Annotated in this window: 16 protein-coding genes and 1 pseudogene; 8 read left to right on the top strand and 9 right to left on the bottom strand. The window is 42.9% G+C overall.

Annotated elements, in window-relative coordinates; all coding sequences use genetic code 11:
* Positions 1–305 precede the first annotated feature (305 nt).
* The 3 genes from FTU44_RS14270 to lipA all read right to left on the bottom strand — a co-directional run bounded on the left by FTU44_RS14270 (position 306) and on the right by lipA (position 5,091).
* Positions 306–695 carry a carboxymuconolactone decarboxylase family protein gene (locus FTU44_RS14270; protein WP_100357211.1) on the bottom strand — a complete coding sequence of 130 codons (390 nt, stop codon included), beginning with the start codon at positions 693–695 and terminating at the stop codon, positions 306–308.
* 169 nt (positions 696–864) lie between these two features.
* Positions 865–3,369 (bottom strand): acyl-CoA dehydrogenase, encoded by a 2,505-nt coding sequence (locus tag FTU44_RS14265; RefSeq protein ID WP_180051230.1) that lies wholly within the window; start codon positions 3,367–3,369, stop codon positions 865–867.
* Positions 3,370–4,077: 708 nt separating this feature from the next.
* Complete coding sequence (gene lipA, locus FTU44_RS14260) at positions 4,078–5,091, bottom strand: lipoyl synthase (protein WP_005096430.1); 1,014 nt, start codon at positions 5,089–5,091, stop codon at positions 4,078–4,080.
* A gap of 213 nt (positions 5,092–5,304) precedes the next feature.
* Here lipA and sthA point away from each other — a divergent pair, with 213 nt between their 5' ends.
* Positions 5,305–6,720 (top strand): Si-specific NAD(P)(+) transhydrogenase, encoded by a 1,416-nt coding sequence (sthA, locus tag FTU44_RS14255; RefSeq protein WP_005096431.1) that lies wholly within the window; start codon positions 5,305–5,307, stop codon positions 6,718–6,720.
* A gap of 138 nt (positions 6,721–6,858) precedes the next feature.
* On the opposite strand, the gene FTU44_RS14250 is transcribed toward sthA, so the two are convergent.
* The 5 genes and pseudogenes from FTU44_RS14250 to FTU44_RS14240 all read right to left on the bottom strand — a co-directional run bounded on the left by FTU44_RS14250 (position 6,859) and on the right by FTU44_RS14240 (position 10,296).
* Positions 6,859–7,188 carry a four-helix bundle copper-binding protein gene (locus FTU44_RS14250; protein ID WP_100355231.1) on the bottom strand — a complete coding sequence of 110 codons (330 nt, stop codon included), beginning with the start codon at positions 7,186–7,188 and terminating at the stop codon, positions 6,859–6,861.
* Between the two features lie 300 nt (positions 7,189–7,488).
* Positions 7,489–7,584: pseudogene (locus FTU44_RS15260) on the bottom strand (TauD/TfdA family dioxygenase); the annotation flags it as partial.
* Positions 7,585–7,747: 163 nt separating this feature from the next.
* On the bottom strand, positions 7,748–7,882 hold the full coding sequence (locus tag FTU44_RS15255) for a hypothetical protein (RefSeq protein ID WP_005096435.1): 135 nt from the start codon (positions 7,880–7,882) through the stop codon (positions 7,748–7,750).
* Positions 7,875–9,089, bottom strand: a complete 1,215-nt coding sequence (locus FTU44_RS14245; protein WP_100357208.1) for an MFS transporter — start codon at positions 9,087–9,089, stop codon at positions 7,875–7,877. Before FTU44_RS14245 ends, FTU44_RS15255 begins: the two co-directional genes overlap by 8 nt.
* A 154-nt stretch (positions 9,090–9,243) precedes the next feature.
* Positions 9,244–10,296 carry an OmpW family protein gene (locus tag FTU44_RS14240; RefSeq protein ID WP_180051227.1) on the bottom strand — a complete coding sequence of 351 codons (1,053 nt, stop codon included), beginning with the start codon at positions 10,294–10,296 and terminating at the stop codon, positions 9,244–9,246.
* Between the two features lie 446 nt (positions 10,297–10,742).
* Between FTU44_RS14240 and FTU44_RS14235 the strand changes: the two genes are divergently transcribed.
* A complete protein-coding gene (locus tag FTU44_RS14235; RefSeq protein WP_004646507.1) occupies positions 10,743–10,922 on the top strand; it encodes a hypothetical protein in 180 nt (59 codons plus the stop codon).
* A 302-nt stretch (positions 10,923–11,224) separates the two neighbouring features.
* Here the strand turns inward: FTU44_RS14235 and FTU44_RS14230 are convergent, their stop codons facing one another.
* Positions 11,225–12,013, bottom strand: a complete 789-nt coding sequence (locus tag FTU44_RS14230; protein ID WP_180051224.1) for a hypothetical protein — start codon at positions 12,011–12,013, stop codon at positions 11,225–11,227.
* A gap of 233 nt (positions 12,014–12,246) precedes the next feature.
* Here FTU44_RS14230 and uvrB point away from each other — a divergent pair, with 233 nt between their 5' ends.
* The 6 genes from uvrB (at position 12,247) to FTU44_RS14200 (ending at position 18,694) form a co-directional block, all read left to right on the top strand.
* The gene (gene uvrB, locus FTU44_RS14225) at positions 12,247–14,268 is read left to right on the top strand and encodes an excinuclease ABC subunit UvrB (RefSeq protein ID WP_180051221.1); all 2,022 of its coding nucleotides are present in this window, start codon (positions 12,247–12,249) and stop codon (positions 14,266–14,268) included.
* 145 nt (positions 14,269–14,413) lie between these two features.
* Positions 14,414–15,001 carry a lipocalin family protein gene (locus tag FTU44_RS14220; protein ID WP_180051218.1) on the top strand — a complete coding sequence of 196 codons (588 nt, stop codon included), beginning with the start codon at positions 14,414–14,416 and terminating at the stop codon, positions 14,999–15,001.
* 163 nt (positions 15,002–15,164) lie between these two features.
* Entirely contained in the window at positions 15,165–16,097 is a 933-nt protein-coding gene (rarD, locus tag FTU44_RS14215; protein ID WP_180051215.1) for an EamA family transporter RarD, read from the top strand.
* Between the two features lie 251 nt (positions 16,098–16,348).
* The gene (locus FTU44_RS14210) at positions 16,349–17,806 is read left to right on the top strand and encodes a glyceraldehyde-3-phosphate dehydrogenase (RefSeq protein WP_005096443.1); all 1,458 of its coding nucleotides are present in this window, start codon (positions 16,349–16,351) and stop codon (positions 17,804–17,806) included.
* 187 nt (positions 17,807–17,993) lie between these two features.
* Positions 17,994–18,368 carry a helix-turn-helix domain-containing protein gene (locus tag FTU44_RS14205; RefSeq protein ID WP_180051211.1) on the top strand — a complete coding sequence of 125 codons (375 nt, stop codon included), beginning with the start codon at positions 17,994–17,996 and terminating at the stop codon, positions 18,366–18,368.
* A gap of 29 nt (positions 18,369–18,397) precedes the next feature.
* Entirely contained in the window at positions 18,398–18,694 is a 297-nt protein-coding gene (locus FTU44_RS14200) for a hypothetical protein (RefSeq protein ID WP_257226518.1), read from the top strand.
* Positions 18,695–18,786: the final 92 nt, after the last annotated feature.

Raw genomic sequence — 18,786 nt, 5'->3', positions numbered from 1 at the left:
AGAAAGTAACTTAGACCAGTGTTGATCATTCAGCATTGTACGAGGCATAGCGAGAAGTAAATTTGGTTTGGCGATTAAATTTTACTTTCTCGCTATTTTTTTGAACAGAAAATGTCAACAGACCCTAGTGTAATGTACCGAGAATCTACAATTTCTCGGTACATATTCATTTGACGGATAGGCTGAGATCAGGGTAAGCAACTAAAATCAGCTGAGCTTTATTTAGCCTAAGTAACTTATGAATCATCTGCAAAATTAAATTGTGAGCTCATTTCTAAAACGGCTCAATTTCATCTGCAACCAAATTATTCCTGATTCACCTGATATTCCTGGATCACTTCAAGTGCCGCCCGAAATGCTTCCTGAGTTGCTGGTGCACCGCAATATGGCAGGCTATGGAGTAACACTTCCTGAATTTCCTCAACCGTCGCACCGTTGTTAAGAGCGCCCCGAACATGGCCTTTTAGTTCAGTGGGGCTTTTTTGAGCCGTAAGGAAAGCAATGGTAATTAAAGAACGATATTTACGTGGCAATACACCTTCACGTTGCCAGGTTGAACCCCAGGCATGTTCATTAATCCAGTCTTGTAGAGGCTGGGTAAAAGGCACGGTATTTTCCTGTGCACGTTTGACAAAGCTTTCGCCCATGACATCAGTACGCACTTTCAGGCCATTTTCATAATCTTGTTGTGACATGGTTTACCCTCAATTTTCTTATAGCTCTAGCTTAGTGCTTTTTATGCGAAATACCATCGTGCCATAGTCGTAAAAAAGTGGCTAAAAAGCCACTTGGAAAGGTTCTAAAGTGAAATATTCAACTACGATCCCACTTTGGAATTTATGACACCTTTGGTCAAAGTTTGATTTAAGGCGAAGTTGAGTGTAAAGGATCGGTTTGAACAGAAGTATCGGTTCCTGTCGCATCTGCTTTACGAATATGGGGGTTCTCCAACTCCAATACTTCCTGTAAATGCAGATCAAAGACATCTGTGAGCATGCTGTCATAACGACGTGCATTATAGTGAAGCAGTTTTTCTGCTTCTCTATCATTAATAAAGCCATGTTGCTGTGCATCTGTCACATGCTCGGCAAAGCTTAAACCTTTAAACTGACCTTTGTTTTCAGCTTTTTTAAAGCGATCCCAAAGCTGTTCAATATCCAGTAGCAAAGCGAAAGTCGATTCCATGCGTCCAGTGACATCAGTTTCATGGGTATTGTAATAGACATGCTTTTTCAATACCTGACGGAATGCGTTATCTTCCATCATGCTATTTGCAACCTGCTGTTTAAGCTGGTCTGAGGGTTTGTGTACGGGACGGCCAAATGGGAAACATAACAGCTTGACCATGCCTGCTGCTGCACCGGCCGGGAAGTTAGCAAACAGATCATAAAATGCTTCCTGCGCTGTATAGAGTGACTTTTCTATTGCAAGCTGTGCATGCAAACGTTCAGCTTCAGTCTTTTTGCTATGCTCAAAATACTTCAGAATAGAGGAGGCAATAAACAGGTGAGCATGAATATCGGCGAGACGTCCGGACAGCATTTCTTTGCGTTTGATATCGCCTGCCAGTAAACCCAGACACATGTCTGCAGTTAAGGCAAAGTTGGCGCTCAGCCGGTTAATGACCTTGTAATAAGGTCGGGTAAACTCAACCGCACTTTGAGGTGCTGTACTTGAACCACCCGTAAATGCGTAGGCAAAGGAACGGGCGGTACGGTTAAAGGTATATCCCAGATGTTTAAACAATAAATGATCAAAAGGCTTGAGTGCGGCTGCCGGGTCTTCAGCCTGTAAGAGTTGTAATTCTTCATAGAGATAAGGATGGCAACGCATTGAACCCTGACCGAAAATCATCAGGGAACGACTGAGAATATTTGCACCTTCAACGGTAATGGAGACTGGAATCGCCTGATAATAAGGTGCCAGAAAATTACGTGGCCCCATCTGAATGGCGCGGCCACCGACCACATCCATCCCGTGATTCACCACCTTACGCATTCCCTCTGTGGCATAGTATTTGGCAATCGCTGTCATTACAGCAGGCTTGCCGCCCTGATTAAGGCCACAAGTCACCAGATAACGGAAAGCTTCCAGCATATAGGTATCACTGGCAATTTCACTATTGGCTTCCTGAACACCTTCAAACTTGCCGACTGAAATTTTAAATTGTTGACGGATTCGGGAAAAAGCCCCGACATTTAAATAAGTCATTTCTGCCGCAGAAGTAGACAGTGCCGGTAGGGAAATGCCACGACCCACAGCCAGACATTCCATCAGCATGCGCCAGCCCTTACCGGCATTTTTTACGCCACCAATAATCCAGTCCAGAGGAATAAATACATCTTTACCTTCAACTGTACCATTCATGAATGGTGGGCCGGGATTATGACGAGGACCTACTTGGACCCCTTCGTGACTGGCAGGCAGCAGGGCACAGGTAATACCATATTCAGTCTGTTCGCCCAAAAGATGATCCGGGTCATACATTTTAAAGGCCAGACCTACCACTGTTGCAATGGGTGCCAGCGTAATCCAGCGTTTGGAAAAATTCATTCGCAAGCCTAGGACTTCCTGACCTTCAAACTGGCCGTAGCAGACCACGCCAGTATCGGGAATAGCGCCTGCATCAGAGCCCGCTTCCGGACTGGTCAGGCCGAAACAGGGAATTTCTTCACCTCGCGCCAGGCCCGGCAGGTAACGGTTTTTCTGTTCCTCAGTACCATAATGCAGCAATAGTTCACCCGGGCCGAGAGAGTTCGGTACCATGCAACTCACGGCCGTGGTGAGGGAGCGAGAGGAAATCTTGCTCATCACCCGGCTTTGAGCAAAAGAACTAAATGCGCGACCACCATATTCTTTGGGAATAATCAGGCCCAAAAAACCATGCTCCTTAATATATTGCCAGACATGATCAGGCAGCGCTTTCTGCTCGTGAATTTCCCATTCATCCAGCATGCTGCACAAGGTTTCAACTTCATTGTCCAGAAAAGCCTGTTCTTCTAGCGAGAGTTTTGGATAAGGATAGCTATTAAAGGTTTCCCAGTTCGGCGCACCCATAAACAGTTCTTTTTCCCACCAGCTGGTTCCGGAGTCCAGTGCTTCACGCTCTGTCGGACTGATGCTCGGCATGGCATTGGCCAGTGCTTTATAGGCCGGTCTGGAAATAAACGACATGCGCAGAGGGTCGATTATCACCACGAGGCTGATCAGGATGAGTGGGATACCAAGAATCAGTGACCACGGACTAAGAAAGGCACAGACCACTGACACGACCATCAGCACGATTGCACCCGCACTACGCGAGAGCTGAAAATAGAAAACTGCCCATAAACTCAGTAATAGCAGTAGCACAGCGAAAATAAATGACATTGTTATATTTCTCCAGATTTATACAACACCGGCTTTGTCTGGATTTCTCAGATATTTCACCACCGTTCATTCATTTTTAGTCGTTCGAGAATCAGACAGGTTTAGCATTGGATTTGTGAGAATGATCTTTTTAAGTATGGCAACGATATGTTTAAGTCTTGCATCTATTTTGAGGTTGTTGGAAAAATGATCAATCTTCAAGTGAGAACGCGCAAAGAAATGTGAAGATAAGTAATGACTTAATCTTTATCTCAAATAAAAAATGGGGTTTAACGCTCAGTAAAATTTTAATAATGGATATTAAAAAGCCCTCTACTGGAGAGTAATGCTGATCAGTTAAAGAATTTAGAAATAGACTCTTTAACTTTTTAGTCGTTCACGATGGAGTCTTAACTTTTTAAATCAAATATTTGTAAAACATTTGTTACTTTGGTTTTGCCCAAATGAGAAGCGAAACTTCGCAAGGAAGGCATCTTGTGATCCCTCACTGCAAAACTCGTCAGCCACTATCGACTCGTCAATTTGTCATGGAAACCATCATTTTTTTAATCTTGCGGTGCAATACACCTGATGCCTCAAATAGTTGCGGATGACTTTGCTATCTATCAAATATAATACTGAATTTAAAAAAGAAAATGCCAGTCAATTGCTTAACTGACTGGCATTACTCTACTTGAGAGGGCTTTTATTTCATTGGTTTAAACAGGACTAAGCTTCAATGGCCTGAACAGCAATTTTCTTGGCAGGGTCAGTTTTACGACGCACTGCTGGAACCGGTTCGCCGTAGTATTGACGATCGGCAAAGTAGCTTGAACGAACCATGGGTGCTGCCCAGATATTGCGGAAGCCCAGTTTTTGGCCATGTTCGGTATAACGTTCGAATTCTTCAGGGGTCACAAAGCGATCAATCGCTGCATGTTCTTTAGAAGGCTGTAGATACTGACCAATCGTCACATAGTCCACGCCGTGTGCATGCAAATCGTCAAGTAAGGCAAGCACTTCTTCTTCAGTCTCACCAATACCGACCATCAGGCCACATTTGGTTGGAATATCCGGGCAATATTCTTTAAACATTTTTAACAGGTTTAAAGAGTGCTGATAATCAGAACCTGGACGCATCGCCTTATATAAACGCGGTACTGTTTCAATATTATGATTAAACACATCGGGTGGACATTCGGTCATGATGCGCAGTGCAATATCCATACGGCCACGGAAGTCCGGTACCAGAATTTCAAGTAAAGTTTTTGGACTTAAAGCACGTGCTTCTTTAATACAATCGACAAAATGCTGCGCACCACCATCGAGTAAGTCATCACGGTCTACAGAGGTAATCACGGCATATTTCAACCCAAGATTAGCAATGGTTTCGGCCATGTGGCGCGGTTCATCTGCATCCAGGGCATTTGGCCGACCATGTGCTACATCGCAAAATGGACAGCGACGGGTACAGATATCACCCATAATCATAAAGGTTGCGGTACCGCCACCAAAACATTCAGGCAGGTTTGGACAGGCTGCTTCTTCACAGACAGTATGTAGTTTTTGCTCGCGAAGCGTTGTTTTAATCCGTTGTACTTCTTCCGGCGCTGCCATCTTTACGCGAATCCAGTCCGGCTTACGTGGTGTTTCAACCGTAGGGATCACTTTTACAGGAATACGAGCGACTTTCTCTGCGCCACGAAGTTTGACACCCTGTTCAGGTTTACGGTTTTCAGACATATTCAACTTTTCCACTGTTTTTGAAGGGGGAGATGATCAAAGATAGCGCGTTTATTATAACGAACTTAGCTATAAATAGGGCAAAAAGGGGTATTCATTTAAAAAATGTTCTCATCAACCAATATATGTGAGTTAAATACACAAAATCAACAGGATTTACGTCATAATAAGCAGGTAGATTAAAGTGAATTTTTTAATTTTGAGGAGCGTTGAATGCCACGTAAAAAAGAGGTCGTTAGTGGGACTTTCGTTAAATATGATGCGGTAGTTCTAGGTTCGGGCCCTGCGGGCGAAGGCGCGGCAATGAAACTTGCCAAATCTGGTAAGCGTGTTGCAATCGTTGAGATGCGTGAACAGCTAGGTGGTAACTGTACCCATGTGGGTACCATTCCAAGTAAAGCATTGCGTCAAACGGTATCCAGTATTATCCGTTATCAACGTGATCCACTGTTTCAGAAAGTTGGGGACTGGAAACAGTTCACCATGAAGCAAGTATTGCGTCATGCGCATAAAGTGATTCAACAACAAGTAGATACACATTCACGGTTCTATGACCGTAACAAGATCGATATCTATCATGGTCGAGCCTATGTTCAGGATCAAAATACTATTTTTGTATTTAGTCCAGACGGCATTAAAGAAACCTTGATGTTTAAGCAACTGGTCATTGCCAGCGGTTCGCGTCCGTATCGCCCAGAAATTCTTGATTTTAATCATCCACGTGTATTTGATTCAGATAAAATTCTGGATCTGGACTTTTCTATCCAGAAAATCATTATTTATGGCGCAGGTGTAATTGGCTGTGAATATGCATCGATTTTTATTGGTCTTGGGCATAAAGTTGATTTGATCAATACCCAGCACAAACTGTTAAGCTATCTGGATGATGAAATTTCCGATGCGCTGTCTTATCACTTGCGTGAGCAAGGGGTGCTGATTCGTCACAATGAACAGATCGACTTCCTGGAAACATTTGATGATCACGTGGTGATGCACACGCAAAGCGGCAAAAAAATTAAAGCCGATGCAATTTTGTGGTGTAACGGCCGTTCAGGCAATACCGATGGTTTAGGTCTTGAAAATGTAGGTCTGAAACCAAACAGCCGTGGTCAATTGACTGTAAATGATCAATATCAGACTGAAGTTGAAAATATTTATGCTGCCGGTGATGTAATCGGTTGGCCGTCGCTTGCATCTGCTGCTTATGACCAAGGTCGTTGCGCGGGTGCCAATATGAGCGGTGAGCCAGACGTTGCCCCCGTTACTGATATTCCAACCGGAATTTATACCATTCCCGAGATTTCTTCGATTGGTAAAACTGAGCAGCAGTTGACTGAAGAAAAAATTCCGTATGAAGTCGGTCAGGCCTCGTTCCGTCATTTGGCGCGTGCGCAAATTACCGGTGACACTATGGGCGAATTAAAGATTTTGTTCCATCGTGAAACGCTGGAAGTTTTGGGTGTACATTGCTTCGGTAATAATGCATCTGAAATTATCCACATTGGTCAGGCGGTGATGAACAGTCCAAACAATACGATCAAGTATTTTGTGGAAACCACGTTTAACTATCCGACCATGGCGGAAGCCTACCGTGTAGCGACACTCAATGGTATGAATCGTTTATTCTAAGCGAGATGTTTGCCTTGGATTTAAAAAACCCGTAAGTGAAGGCTTGCGGGTTTTTTGTTTTAAATGCTTTAAATCAGCTAGAAGATAAAGCATTGACCAATTCAATTCGGATGAAGATAAAGTTGATTAACTTGGTTTTTAAGCAGCCATTTTTCGGCATTCTTCTGCACAACGGCGACAGGCTTCTGCACATTGCTGACAATGTTCATGTTGGTGCTGACTGCATTCCTCTGCGCAATAATCACAAGCCTTGGCACACAGCTCGCAGATTTCCTGCATAAAAGGCGATTGCTTCTGCTCCATACGCGCGCAGAGCTGACAAATATCGGCACAATCCAGACAACGCTGGATGCATTCACGCATCATTTCTACATGTTCTTCTTTTAAGCAGGCAGCTGCACAAGCAATACAGGTGAGGGAGCAGCTCATACAGGTTTGAACACAATCTGACAAATGACTGGTATTCATCTTTTTCTCCTTAAGGCGATAAACATATTCATGACTGAATACGCTAAGCAGAAAAAGGAAAACACACTAGGTTAATTAGGTGAGAAAAAGTAAAGAATAACTTGGTTATGTAAAAGGATATACGAAAGAATCTTATATTCATCAAGCTTGAAAAATAAAATTCACTCGAGCAGAACTGGCAATATCCCAAAAATAAAACACCATTGAGGTGGTTAGTTCCTCAATGGTGAAAGTGTATACCTCGCTGATCTAATTATTCTGGAAGGCTGGATCGTCCTTTTTTTATTATGATGTTTCTCATTAATACAGGCGACTACCGGCAAGACTGATCCGTTTGAGTAAATGGTGCTGATCGGCTGGAAAAGGACGACTGGAATGTAAAGTCTCGGAATTTTCTTGTTCATAAGCATCTAAGAAAATTGCCGATTGAAACAAAATTAAAAAAGTAATGATCGAAAGTTTATAAATAACCTTGTATTTTTATTATTCTATTGATTATGAATCATTTAAGGTATTGTGCTGTGAATTGTGTTTATTTAGCTGAGTAAATTTCAGCAGTTTAATGCGCACAAAAGGCCTGATTAAAGTATTCAAACAGCTGCGGTGTCTGGATCCATAATGCCACCGACAGAGCAAATAAAAGCAAGAGCGCCACAGCAATCGAGATTTTGAGTATGAGCATAGAATCAGTCATGCACAATTTGCTCCTCATTGACCCAGAAATGTACCAATACGCCAAAAATGCTTAAGGCAATCGACAGCATCCAGACAGCATTATAATTACCACTCAAGTCATGATTGACTCCACCAAGATAACCACCGAAAAACGAGCCGACCTGATGGGTAAAAAACACGATACCGCTGAGCATGGTCAGGTATTTCACCCCGAACATATTCGCCACAATGCCGTTGGTGAGCGGAACGGTCGATAGCCAGAGTAATCCCATAATGACACCAAAGGCATAGACTGTCCATGTGCTCAGTGGCAGCATGAGAAAGGCAGTAATTGCGATCCCGCGTAAGCCATAGAGACCCATCAACAAATGCGGTTTGGAATATTTACCCCCGAGCCAGCCTGCAGTATAGGTGCCGACCACATTAAATAGACCCACCAATGCCAGAAAAATAGTCCCTGTGGTGGCATTAAAACCGTGATCAATCAGATAACCCGGCAGGTGAATGCCAATAAATACCACCTGGAAACCGCAGACAAAAAAGCCCATAGACAGAAACCAGAAGGGTTTATGATTTTTCACTACCAGCAGAATCTGTTTAAAACTGAGGGACACTTTATTGGGTGTAGATGCTGCATTTGGATGAATATACATTGGTGCTTTCAGCATCCAGGCCAGTGGTACAATCAGGGCAATCAAAATCGCACTGACCACCAATGCTCCTGACCAACCGACATTCTGTAACAGCAACAGGGTCGAAGGCAGCATGATAAACTGGCCAAAAGATCCGGCCGCACTGGCAATACCCATCGCCAGACTGCGTTTTTCTGGTGGTGCAGCACGTCCTACAGCAGACAGTAAAACCGGAAAAGATGTTGCAGACAGGGCCAGACCTAAAATCAGGCCCACACTCAGATTTAACAGCAGTCCAGTAGAACTGACCGCCATGAGTAGCAAGCCCACGGCATAGAGTGCCCCACCTAAGGCAACGACAATCTTGCTGCCATATTTATCTGCGAAGGCTCCAGTAATGGGTTGTACTGCTCCCCAGATCAGGTTTTGCATGGCAATCGCCAAGCTAAAAACATTATGTCCCCAACCAAATTCATCACTCATCGGCACCAGATAAAGACCAAATGCATGACGTACGCCCAATGACAATGCCAGAATGATAGCGGAGCCAATCAGCATAAAAATAAGCGCTTTGGAAAATGGAGTATCGGACATAGGGCAGGCAGGCAGATAAAGTCAGCGCTTATAGTATTCGATTCAGGTAAAGGAGGCGATAAAATAAAAATTGATCGAAAGATAAATTTTTTTTATCAATATTTTAAGCCTAAAAAAACGGCCGAAGCCGTTTTGCTGAAACCTGATATTGAACTTAGAAACGCATGCCAATACCGGCATAGGCCAGAATCGGATTAATCTCAATATCTGCCTTGGAACGAATCAGTTCGCCCAACGTACTATCAGTGACGGTAATGGTTGTATCATTTTTCAGATGTGCGTAGGAGACTGAGCCGACCGCAAACCAGGTATCATTAAAGTCATAACTGAAGCCAACCGTAGCGACAGGGGCAAAGACATCTGAGGCTTCAAGTTTTACTTTAGGATCGGCTTCACTTAGCTTACCTTCAAGGGAAGCACCAGCATTGCCTTGTTTAATATTGGCAATCATATGTCCAGCAGCAATCAGGTCCTGCTCGGTACGCGAGTTGATTTCCAGTTCATTAAAATAGGCATACATCACACCTAAGCCGACATAAGGACGAAATTTATTCACTCCGGTTTTACCAAAGTGATACTGGAATTCAACGGCAGGTGTCCAGGCACGGGCCGAGGCAGCAGGGCCATAGGCTTCCAAGTCTGTAATCAGAAGATCATTGGCCAATTCAAGGTTGCCTAAGGCACCCCCCAGGGGGGTTGCGATGGCCGAAAATGGGGCATAGATTTTACCACTGCCTTGTAAATCCACTTTGGGTGGAATACCAGCTTTCATTTCAAAGGAAATATGATCAGTAAAATAGTAATTGGTCATGATGCCTAAAGTCGTGACATCATCGGCTTCCAGACCAGTCCCTGGATTATTCCATTGTTCTAAACCTTGAATGGTGGCTTGCCCACTGAGGGGAGCCGAGATTTCGGGTAGGTTTAAAGCTAAATCGAGTAAAGGCGGGATTTTATAACCTTCACGAATATTGTCGCGTACAGTACTTGACTTGACTGCCCCGACATCACTTACTTCACCATTTTTGACCGCAGTATTGACTGCAAAAGCTTGGGCCTTACCTTGTGGCATCACATGTAGTGCACCCACAGACACAGAAAAGCGTTTAAAGCCATCTCCATCCTGTAGACTAAAATAAGGCGAATCTGCGTGGGCGACCATAGGTAAAGTGACAAGGCCTGCCATACATGCCAGCATTGTTTTCATTGATTTGGAACTCCATGTCCAGTGTATTTATTCGTTTTTCTAGTTCACTAATTATGTGAACTTCATTAAAAAATTCAGTTATAGAACAATAGATCAAAGGTTAACCATCGGTTAAGATTGGTAGCTTTTGTGTGTTTTTTGTATTCAAGGTTTGAGCTGTTAACAAAGAAACATCTGTAAAATAAGTCTTTTAAAATGTAGACAGTTAGTTTAAGTAGAGAAAAATCTGGTTTTTATCTCAGCAAAATTTTGATTTTTTAAGTCCTCAATATAGGTTTTTGTTCCTGAATGAGGCCGATTTTTGCAGCAAGTCGTTTAGGAATGAATTGATTTTTGCTTTCCGTGCTTGAGCTCCAAATAGTACTAACAGAATTTATCCAAGATCCTGCTACCCAGTTGCCTGAGTTTTTTTGTACAATAGGCGCATATATTATTGAGTGAATCATATGAGCACCCAAACGCCTCCCAAAAAAAAGCCTCTGGTTAATTTACCTTTCCCGATCAAACAAGCGGAGCAAAATGCTGCGGAAGAAGTTCTGGAAGATTTAAGACCAAGACCGCAGCGTTATGCTGACCGTACCTGGATGCCGCCACGCGGTACGCGTCGTTCAATGGGTAAACGTTAATTGGTCGAACTCAAAAAGCTATGATGAGTCATGGCTTTTTTTGTGTAAATTTTTAGATATTCAGCAATTAATATTTCATCTATTTCCTTATTTCTCGAGCAGATAAAACCCTGGCCAGATTTTTCTCATTTCTCATTTCTCATTTCTCATTTCTCATTTGCATGATCTTGATCGAATACATGCAGCATCTCAAAAAGCTCATCGCTAAGCAGAATAAAATAATTAGTTGATCTATTGACCTTGCACATCTTATACCCATAAAAAAAGCCAATTCAGAAATTGGCTTTTAGAGAGATAAGTTATTAGCGAATGCTTTTACGTGCTTTATTTTCCGGTTTTGGTGGGGCAATTTCTCGCTGTTCTTGCCAGACATCAATAAAGTCTTTTTCATTAATATTATACAGCTCAAGTAGCGCTAAAATCACACCCCCAAACAGCATGGCACCTTCGGAATGACTCTGAAAATCGACCAGTTTGGTATTTAGATTATGCAGGATATCTTCAATTTCGAAGACCCGTTCCCGCCCATTGCTGTCGGTCGGATAGATCTGGGTATTTAAAATAATCCTCGCCAGACTTTTTTCATTTTCGGTCAATGGCAATTCTTCAATCAGCTCATCAGTCGCAGGATTTAAAATGACTGAATCGCGAAAAATCGTATGTAGGAAGTTTACGCTTAATTTGGGTAGAGGCTTTTCCACAAAAGGGCGGAAAGATTGCGGGAAAATGACATTGCGTGAAATGCCTTTAAACATCGGTGCAATTTCTTCGACTTTATAACCTGCGATCCCGCATCCTAAAGACGTAATAAAATATTTATTTTTAGAATGGTTTTTGGTGTAAATCTTGAAGTCATCGATATAGTGCTGGATTTGTGACAGCGGCATTTGCTGCAAATGCTCGTTCATGGTTGGAATGGCATAGCTTTGACCCGACCAGCCACGACCGACGCCCATGACTGCACCAAAATGCTCAAGCGCTGTTCTTGCTGCGCCTGCGCTATGCTGACCCGCCAGATTGCTGCCAAAAACAAACACGGTATTTTCCGGAAGGGATTTAACAATACTTTCATCGTGATAGTGGTAAGTCATAATTGTCTATTCGAGGCCATCCTGATCTTCATGTTGCCTTTGATCGGGGTTGGGGTCAAGTAAAAAGCAGGGATGGCCTGAATGTTGAAAGACTGACTAAATATGAGAATTCTCAACATATTTCTCGACTGTCATCATCTGTTGGATTTCGGTATTTTGGCTATGGAATCTGCTCCGGCAAGTCTGAAATCTGCTAAAATTCCTGATCCGCATTCGAGTTGAGACATGTAGCTGTGACTGATAAGCAACCCTTTGAATTAGTAACCAGTTATCAACCCGCAGGTGATCAGCCACAGGCCATTGAAAAGCTGGTCAAGGGTATTGAACAGGGCTTTCATGATCAGCTTTTACTGGGCGTTACCGGGTCGGGTAAGACTTATACCATGGCCAATGTGATTGCACAGACCCAGCGTCCGACCATTGTCATGGCACATAACAAAACGCTGGCTGCACAGCTTTATGGCGAATTTAAAGCATTTTTCCCGAATAACGCCGTCGAGTATTTTGTCAGTTATTATGATTATTATCAGCCGGAAGCTTATGTGCCATCTTCAGATACTTTTATCGAGAAAGATGCCGCAATTAATGACCATATTGACCAGATGCGTCTTTCCGCGACCCGATCATTATTAGAACGTCGTGATGCAATTATTGTCGCATCAGTTTCTGCAATTTATGGTTTGGGTGATCCGAATGCCTACATGAGCATGTTGCTGCATGTGGTGGAAGGCGACCGCATTGGTCGTGATGACATTATCCGCCGTCTGGTCGAAATGCAGTATTCGCGTAATGAACTGGAATTCCTGCGCGGTACTTATCGTATTCGTGGGGAAATTATCGATATTTTTCCGGCAGAATCGGATCAGGATGCCATCCGGATTGAACTGTTTGATGATGAAGTCGACTCCATCCGCTGGTTTGATCCACTGACCGGAAAAATGGTGCGCAAAGTCCCGCGGGTGACGATTTATCCCAAAAGTCACTATGTCACGCCAAAAGACAATTTATCCCGCGCGATTGAAACCATTCGGGAAGAACTCAAAGAACGACTGGTGTTCTTTCGTGAAAATGACAAATTGCTGGAAGCGCAGCGGATTGAACAGCGTACCCGTTATGATCTGGAAATGATGCAGCAGTTGGGCTATACCAATGGCATCGAAAACTACTCGCGTCATTTGTCTGGACGTCCTTCAGGCGAGGCGCCGCCAACCTTGTTCGATTATATTCCCGATGATGCCTTGCTGATTATTGATGAATCGCATGTGACTGTGCCACAAATTGGTGCCATGTATAAAGGCGACCGTTCGCGCAAAGAAAATCTGGTGAATTACGGCTTCCGTTTGCCAAGCGCGCTAGATAACCGCCCGATGAAATTTGAAGAATGGGAACGCATTGTCCCGACCACCGTTTATGTCAGCGCAACGCCAGCACGTTATGAACTGGAAAAATCGCAGCAGATTGTCGAGCAGGTGGTACGTCCGACCGGTCTGATCGATCCTGAAATTGAAATTCGTCCGGTACTGACGCAAGTCGATGATGTACTTTCAGAAATTAATCTGCGCAAAGATATCAATGAGCGGGTACTGGTCACCACCTTGACCAAGCGCATGGCAGAAGACCTGACCTCTTATTTAAAAGAGTACGGGATTAAGGTCGCTTATTTACACTCGGATATCGATACTGTTGAGCGCGTCAAGATCATTCATGAGCTGCGTACTGGCGTACACGATGTGCTGGTCGGGATTAACCTGCTGCGTGAAGGTCTGGATATGCCGGAAGTGTCACTGGTTGCGATTCTGGATGCCGATAAAGAAGGTTTCCTGCGTTCTGAGCGTTCTCTCATTCAGACTATCGGGCGTGCTGCGCGTAACCTGAAAGGGAGGGCGATTTTGTATGCAGATCGAATAACTGACTCAATGCAAAAAGCCATTGATGAGACAGATCGACGTCGTGCCAAGCAGATTCAGTTTAATGAAGAGCATGGTATTACTCCGCGTAGCGCAGTCCGTCAGGTAATCAAGGAAATTGATACCGGTGAAATATTGGATGATGATTCAATTGAATTGAAAGCTTCTGATCAGGCGCGCTCGATCAGTGCAGATGAACGACATATCATGGCAGACCCGAAAATGTTTGCGAAGCATATTAACAAGCTTGAAAAGGAAATGCTGAAAGCCTCTAAAGAGTTACAGTTTGAGCAGGCTGCGCGTATGCGTGATGAAATTGTGCGTTTAAAAGCCCAGATGTTTGATTGATTTTTTTTACATGAAGTTTTATTTCGATGACCTAAAGTCAATCATAAACCAAACATAATGTAACAAATCAAGTGCTTGGATAAGGCTATTGTAAGAACAGAAAATTTTTAAATAAATATTTTGTGAACATATAATAGGTATTTTTATGACAACTCAAAATTCTTCAGGTAATGGATTGAAGCTGGCAAAAATTGCTGTGGGTAGTGCGGTTCTTCTTGGTTTGGGCGCGGCGACGATGGCCTATGCGCAAAATGAGCCATTAGCCACTGTTGAAAAAGTAGAACTGGACCGTTATTTGGGGACTTGGTATGAAGTGGCGCGCAAGCCTTTGTCTTTTCAAAATAAATGCGATCGTGATGTCACTGCAACCTATACCTTAAATGAAAATGGCAATATCGTGGTGGATAACCGCTGCATTAAAAAAGATGGTAGACAAACCCAGTCGCTGGGCGAGGCATTTGTGCAAAATCCACCACAGAATACCAAGTTAAAAGTCAGTTTCTTGCCGGACTTTATTCGCTGGATTCCGGTCGCTCGTGGCGATTATTGGGTCTTAAAACTGGATGAAAATTATCAAACTGTTCTGGTCGGTGAGCCTAAACGTAAATATATGTGGATACTCTCACGTAATCCACAACTGGATAAAAATGTGGTGAATGAATATTTACAATATGCACAGTCGGTGGGTTATGACCTGAGCGATGTGATTCATACCAAACAAACTCAAAGATAAAAATATCGTCTTAATGGAAACCATGCTACGGCATGGTTTTTTTATTTTATATGTCGAAAGGCAATCTAAAATCGAGAGATAGCTGCATTTTAAATAGATGAAGCATCAAGCTTTCTATTGTACTAATCGTTATAATGCCGGCGAACGAAAGTAGAGTTTAAATATGTATAAAGGCATCGCGTTATCTGTCTTGGCCTCCGTGGTTTTTGGAGTGCTCTATGTATTTACGCCTTTTTTACAGCCTTTAGATAGTGAACAGACCTTTGCATGGCGCATGCTAGCGACCTTGCCATTCCTTACAGCCTTCATGTGGTGGTCGGGTGATCTGCAACATATCAGCAGTATCTTTAAGCGGGTTTTGCAGCAACCTGCCTTGTTGATCTGGCTGCTGATCAGCTCTTTGTTATGTACCACACAGTTATGGCTGTTCTTGTGGGGCCCTATCAATGGCCGTGGCCTAGAAGTCTCACTCGGTTATTTTTTATTGCCTCTGGTGATGGTGCTGGTCGGCTGTATGCTCTATAAAGAAAAATTGTCATCATTCCAGATGGTCGCTGTCGCTTTGGCGGTATTGGGTGTAGGGCATGAGATCTGGCGAATTGGTTCAATCGCATGGGAAACGGTCTATGTGGCTTTGGCCTATCCTTTGTATTTTTTCATGCGGCGTAAATTTGCTACGGATCATTTGGGGGGCTTCTGGTGGGATCTATTTCTGATTTTGCCCGCTGCATTTTATCTGGGTTTTATTTATAGCGACTCGATGCAGCTCATGTTAAATCATTCTCATTTGATCTGGGCAGTATTGGTACTGGGTTTTTTGAGCGCACTAGGACTCGGTAGCTATATTCTCGCCAGCCGATATTTACCCTTTGTTATTTTTGGGTTGTTGAGTTATCTGGAACCTGTGCTGTTGGCCTTTGCCTCGATGGCTTTGGGGGAGCGTGTCGAAGCTGGCGAGTGGCTGACTTATATTCCAATTTGGCTTGCCGTATTGGTGCTGGTGATTGAAGGAATTCTGCATCTATTTAAGCAGCGTAAACAGCAATTAGCGCTTAAGAAAAATCTGGCAAACTATCAGGATCGATTAGACTCTTAAAATTAAAAAGAGATCGAATGAATAAACAACATTTAACAAATTTCTGCTCCACACGGGAAAACGCATGCTTTTAAAATTTTTGAATGCAAAATCATTTAGCTAATTGCAACTATTTCCCAGATTTATAGTGAATATACGTTAAAAACCACTCGTCTCGGTGAGCTTTTGATTCAAAGTTGTCTCCAATTCCATTACAATTATGGGGTTTTGAAATTTATGCCTAGATTTACAATTAATTAGAGGACGTATCTGTGAGCAAAGACACTATCGTTGCCCTACATGCAGAGCACCAAGGTCGCTGGAAAAACCGTGAAGAACTTGCGGAACGCATGATTGCCCTTGTTGGTCAGTTATATCGTGAAAAAAATATTGTAGCTACAGTTTATGGTCGCTCTTTAATTAACCGTTCTGTGATTCAGATCTTGAAAGCACACCGCCGTACTCGCGTACTCGATGTTGAACTTTCGGTTGTAAATACATTCCCAATTCTTGAAGCGTTGGCGAAAGTTGAGAACATCGGTTCTGCTGAAGTTGATCTAGGTAAACTTGCTGTTGAATTTAAAGAAAAAGGCGGCGACATCGATGCATTTGTTGCAGACGCTGTTAAATCTCTAGAAGGTAATGCTGCTGCTGTAGAACATAAAGACGTAGTTCTTTATGGTTTCGGTCGTATCGGTCGTATCCTGGCACGTTTGATGATTGGTCAATCAGGTCTGGGTCGCGGTCTAAGCCTGAAAGCAATCGTGGTTCGTAAATCATCTGATGGTGATTTGGAAAAACGTGCATCTCTACTGCGTCGTGACTCTATTCATGGCCCATTTGCAGGCACGATTTCTGTAGATGAAGAAAACGAAGCAATTATTGCAAACGGTAACTTCATTAAAGTGATCTATGCGTCTAATCCTTCTGAAGTGGATTACACAGCATATGGTATCAACAATGCACTTGTAATCGACAACACTGGTAAATGGCGTGATGCTGAAGGTCTTGCTCAACACCTGAAATGCCCGGGCGCTGCTCGTGTTATTCTGACTGCACCTGGTAAAGGTGACATGAAGAATGTGGTTTACGGTGTGAACCAGGCGGACATCCTTGCTGAAGATAGCATCATCTCTGCTGCAAGCTGTACGACTAACGCAATTACTCCAACACTGAAAGTATTGCATGATAAATACACCGTGTTAAATGGTCATGTTGAAACAGTTCACTCGTTCACAAACGACCAGAACTTGATCGATAACTACCATAAAGCGGACCGTCGTGGCCGTGCTGCAACATTGAACATGGTTATTACTGAAACTGGCGCAGCGAAAGCAGTTGCTAAAGCGCTGCCAGCACTTCAAGGTAAATTGACAGGTAATTCTGTACGTGTTCCTACGCCAAATGTATCACTTGCAATTCTTAACCTGACTTTAGGTCAAGACGTTGATCGTGATGAAGTAAACGAATATATTCGTCAGATTTCAATCGGTTCGATCCTTCAAGGTCAAATCGGTTATACCAACTCGACTGAAGTGGTCTCTTCTGACTTTATTGGTTCACGCACTGCAGGTGTATTTGACGCGCAAGCAACAATCACTTCAGGCAACCGTTTAACTGCTTATGTTTGGTACGATAACGAAGTGGGTTATAGCTGCCAGGTATTACGTATTGCTGAACAAATGGGCGGCGTAAGCTATCCTAAAGTTCCTGCAGAAACAAATGCATAATTTGTTGATGTAGTTTAAAAAAGAGTCTCTATGGAGGCTCTTTTTTTATACTTATTTTTTATTGAAGTCGGGTGGATTCGATTCAATCACGAAATGTAAATCAGCTTGCTGACGAAATATTAATCTGTTAGCTTACAAAGAGTAAGTATATTAAAATCAGTAAGTAATAAAATCCCGAGATAGATTTATGACAAATTATGCAATTAGTCCGTTACTAGGGCAGGTTTTATCAACTGAATGTCCATCACGTGAAATATTGGAACATCTTGCCAATAAATGGTCGGTCTTGGTGTTGCGTTGCCTGAGTAAAGGTGTGCATCGTTTTAGTGAACTGAAACAACGGATTGAAGGGGTGAGTGAAAAGATGCTCTCCCAGACTTTAAAAGTGCTGGAACAAGATGGTTTTGTGCTCAGAACGGTTTATCCGGTTGTGCCACCAAAAGTGGAATATCAGTTGACCATTACCGGTTCACAAGCTGCAGATAAAGTGATGCAAATGATTCACTGGATTGAACGTGGTTTACCAGAAATTTTAGAAAATAAACAACGTGTTGCCAAATAGAAGCTAAATTGCTTTTGGGGTAGCAAGAGATGAAAAAGTCAGAAAATCTGTTGGCTACTTTACTGGCAGTGTATGCAATCATTTTAGTTTTATGCATTGCGATTTATGCAATCTTCAAACTTTTAGATGTTGATATTGCTTTAGCGACCAATCTCTTGCTTTGGTCAGCAACGATCTTTGCACCGCTTGCAATATTAATGACCTATACCAGTTGGCGAGAGCAGAAAGGGGTAGAAGTAATTGCTAATTATTGTAAAGGACTAGTTATTCAACTTGTTGAGCTTGAGCATCTTAGGGCGTGTCCTCATTTGAAAAATTGGTTTTAAATACTTAAAATCCTCCTTTAAGCTCTTTTGATTTCTATATTTTTTCAATGGCACGTACTCTTCTCACCGATGATATCTGGCAGCAAATTCAA

Origin of the sequence: Acinetobacter sp. YH12105, from assembly GCF_013419095.1 — a bacterium.
Taxonomy (GTDB): domain Bacteria; phylum Pseudomonadota; class Gammaproteobacteria; order Pseudomonadales; family Moraxellaceae; genus Acinetobacter; species Acinetobacter pseudolwoffii.
Note: the sequence above shows the minus strand (reverse complement) of the source record. Positions and strands in the feature narration are given on the sequence as shown.

What these genes read in the sequence shown, in the direction of transcription:
- FTU44_RS14250 (WP_100355231.1), bottom strand. Translation starts at nt 7,188, where the DNA reads ATGAATACCAGTCATTTGTCAGATTGTGTTCAAACCTGTATGAGCTGC.
- FTU44_RS14240 (WP_180051227.1), bottom strand. Translation starts at nt 10,296, where the DNA reads ATGAAAACAATGCTGGCATGTATGGCAGGCCTTGTCACTTTACCTATG.
- FTU44_RS14270 (WP_100357211.1), bottom strand. Translation starts at nt 695, where the DNA reads ATGTCACAACAAGATTATGAAAATGGCCTGAAAGTGCGTACTGATGTC.
- FTU44_RS14205 (WP_180051211.1), top strand. Translation starts at nt 17,994, where the DNA reads ATGACAAATTATGCAATTAGTCCGTTACTAGGGCAGGTTTTATCAACT.
- FTU44_RS14200 (WP_257226518.1), top strand. Translation starts at nt 18,398, where the DNA reads ATGAAAAAGTCAGAAAATCTGTTGGCTACTTTACTGGCAGTGTATGCA.
- sthA (WP_005096431.1), top strand. Translation starts at nt 5,305, where the DNA reads ATGCCACGTAAAAAAGAGGTCGTTAGTGGGACTTTCGTTAAATATGAT.
- FTU44_RS14235 (WP_004646507.1), top strand. Translation starts at nt 10,743, where the DNA reads ATGAGCACCCAAACGCCTCCCAAAAAAAAGCCTCTGGTTAATTTACCT.
- FTU44_RS14265 (WP_180051230.1), bottom strand. Translation starts at nt 3,369, where the DNA reads ATGTCATTTATTTTCGCTGTGCTACTGCTATTACTGAGTTTATGGGCA.
- FTU44_RS15255 (WP_005096435.1), bottom strand. Translation starts at nt 7,882, where the DNA reads ATGACTGATTCTATGCTCATACTCAAAATCTCGATTGCTGTGGCGCTC.
- lipA (WP_005096430.1), bottom strand. Translation starts at nt 5,091, where the DNA reads ATGTCTGAAAACCGTAAACCTGAACAGGGTGTCAAACTTCGTGGCGCA.
- rarD (WP_180051215.1), top strand. Translation starts at nt 15,165, where the DNA reads ATGTATAAAGGCATCGCGTTATCTGTCTTGGCCTCCGTGGTTTTTGGA.
- FTU44_RS14230 (WP_180051224.1), bottom strand. Translation starts at nt 12,013, where the DNA reads ATGACTTACCACTATCACGATGAAAGTATTGTTAAATCCCTTCCGGAA.
- FTU44_RS14220 (WP_180051218.1), top strand. Translation starts at nt 14,414, where the DNA reads ATGACAACTCAAAATTCTTCAGGTAATGGATTGAAGCTGGCAAAAATT.
- FTU44_RS14245 (WP_100357208.1), bottom strand. Translation starts at nt 9,089, where the DNA reads ATGTCCGATACTCCATTTTCCAAAGCGCTTATTTTTATGCTGATTGGC.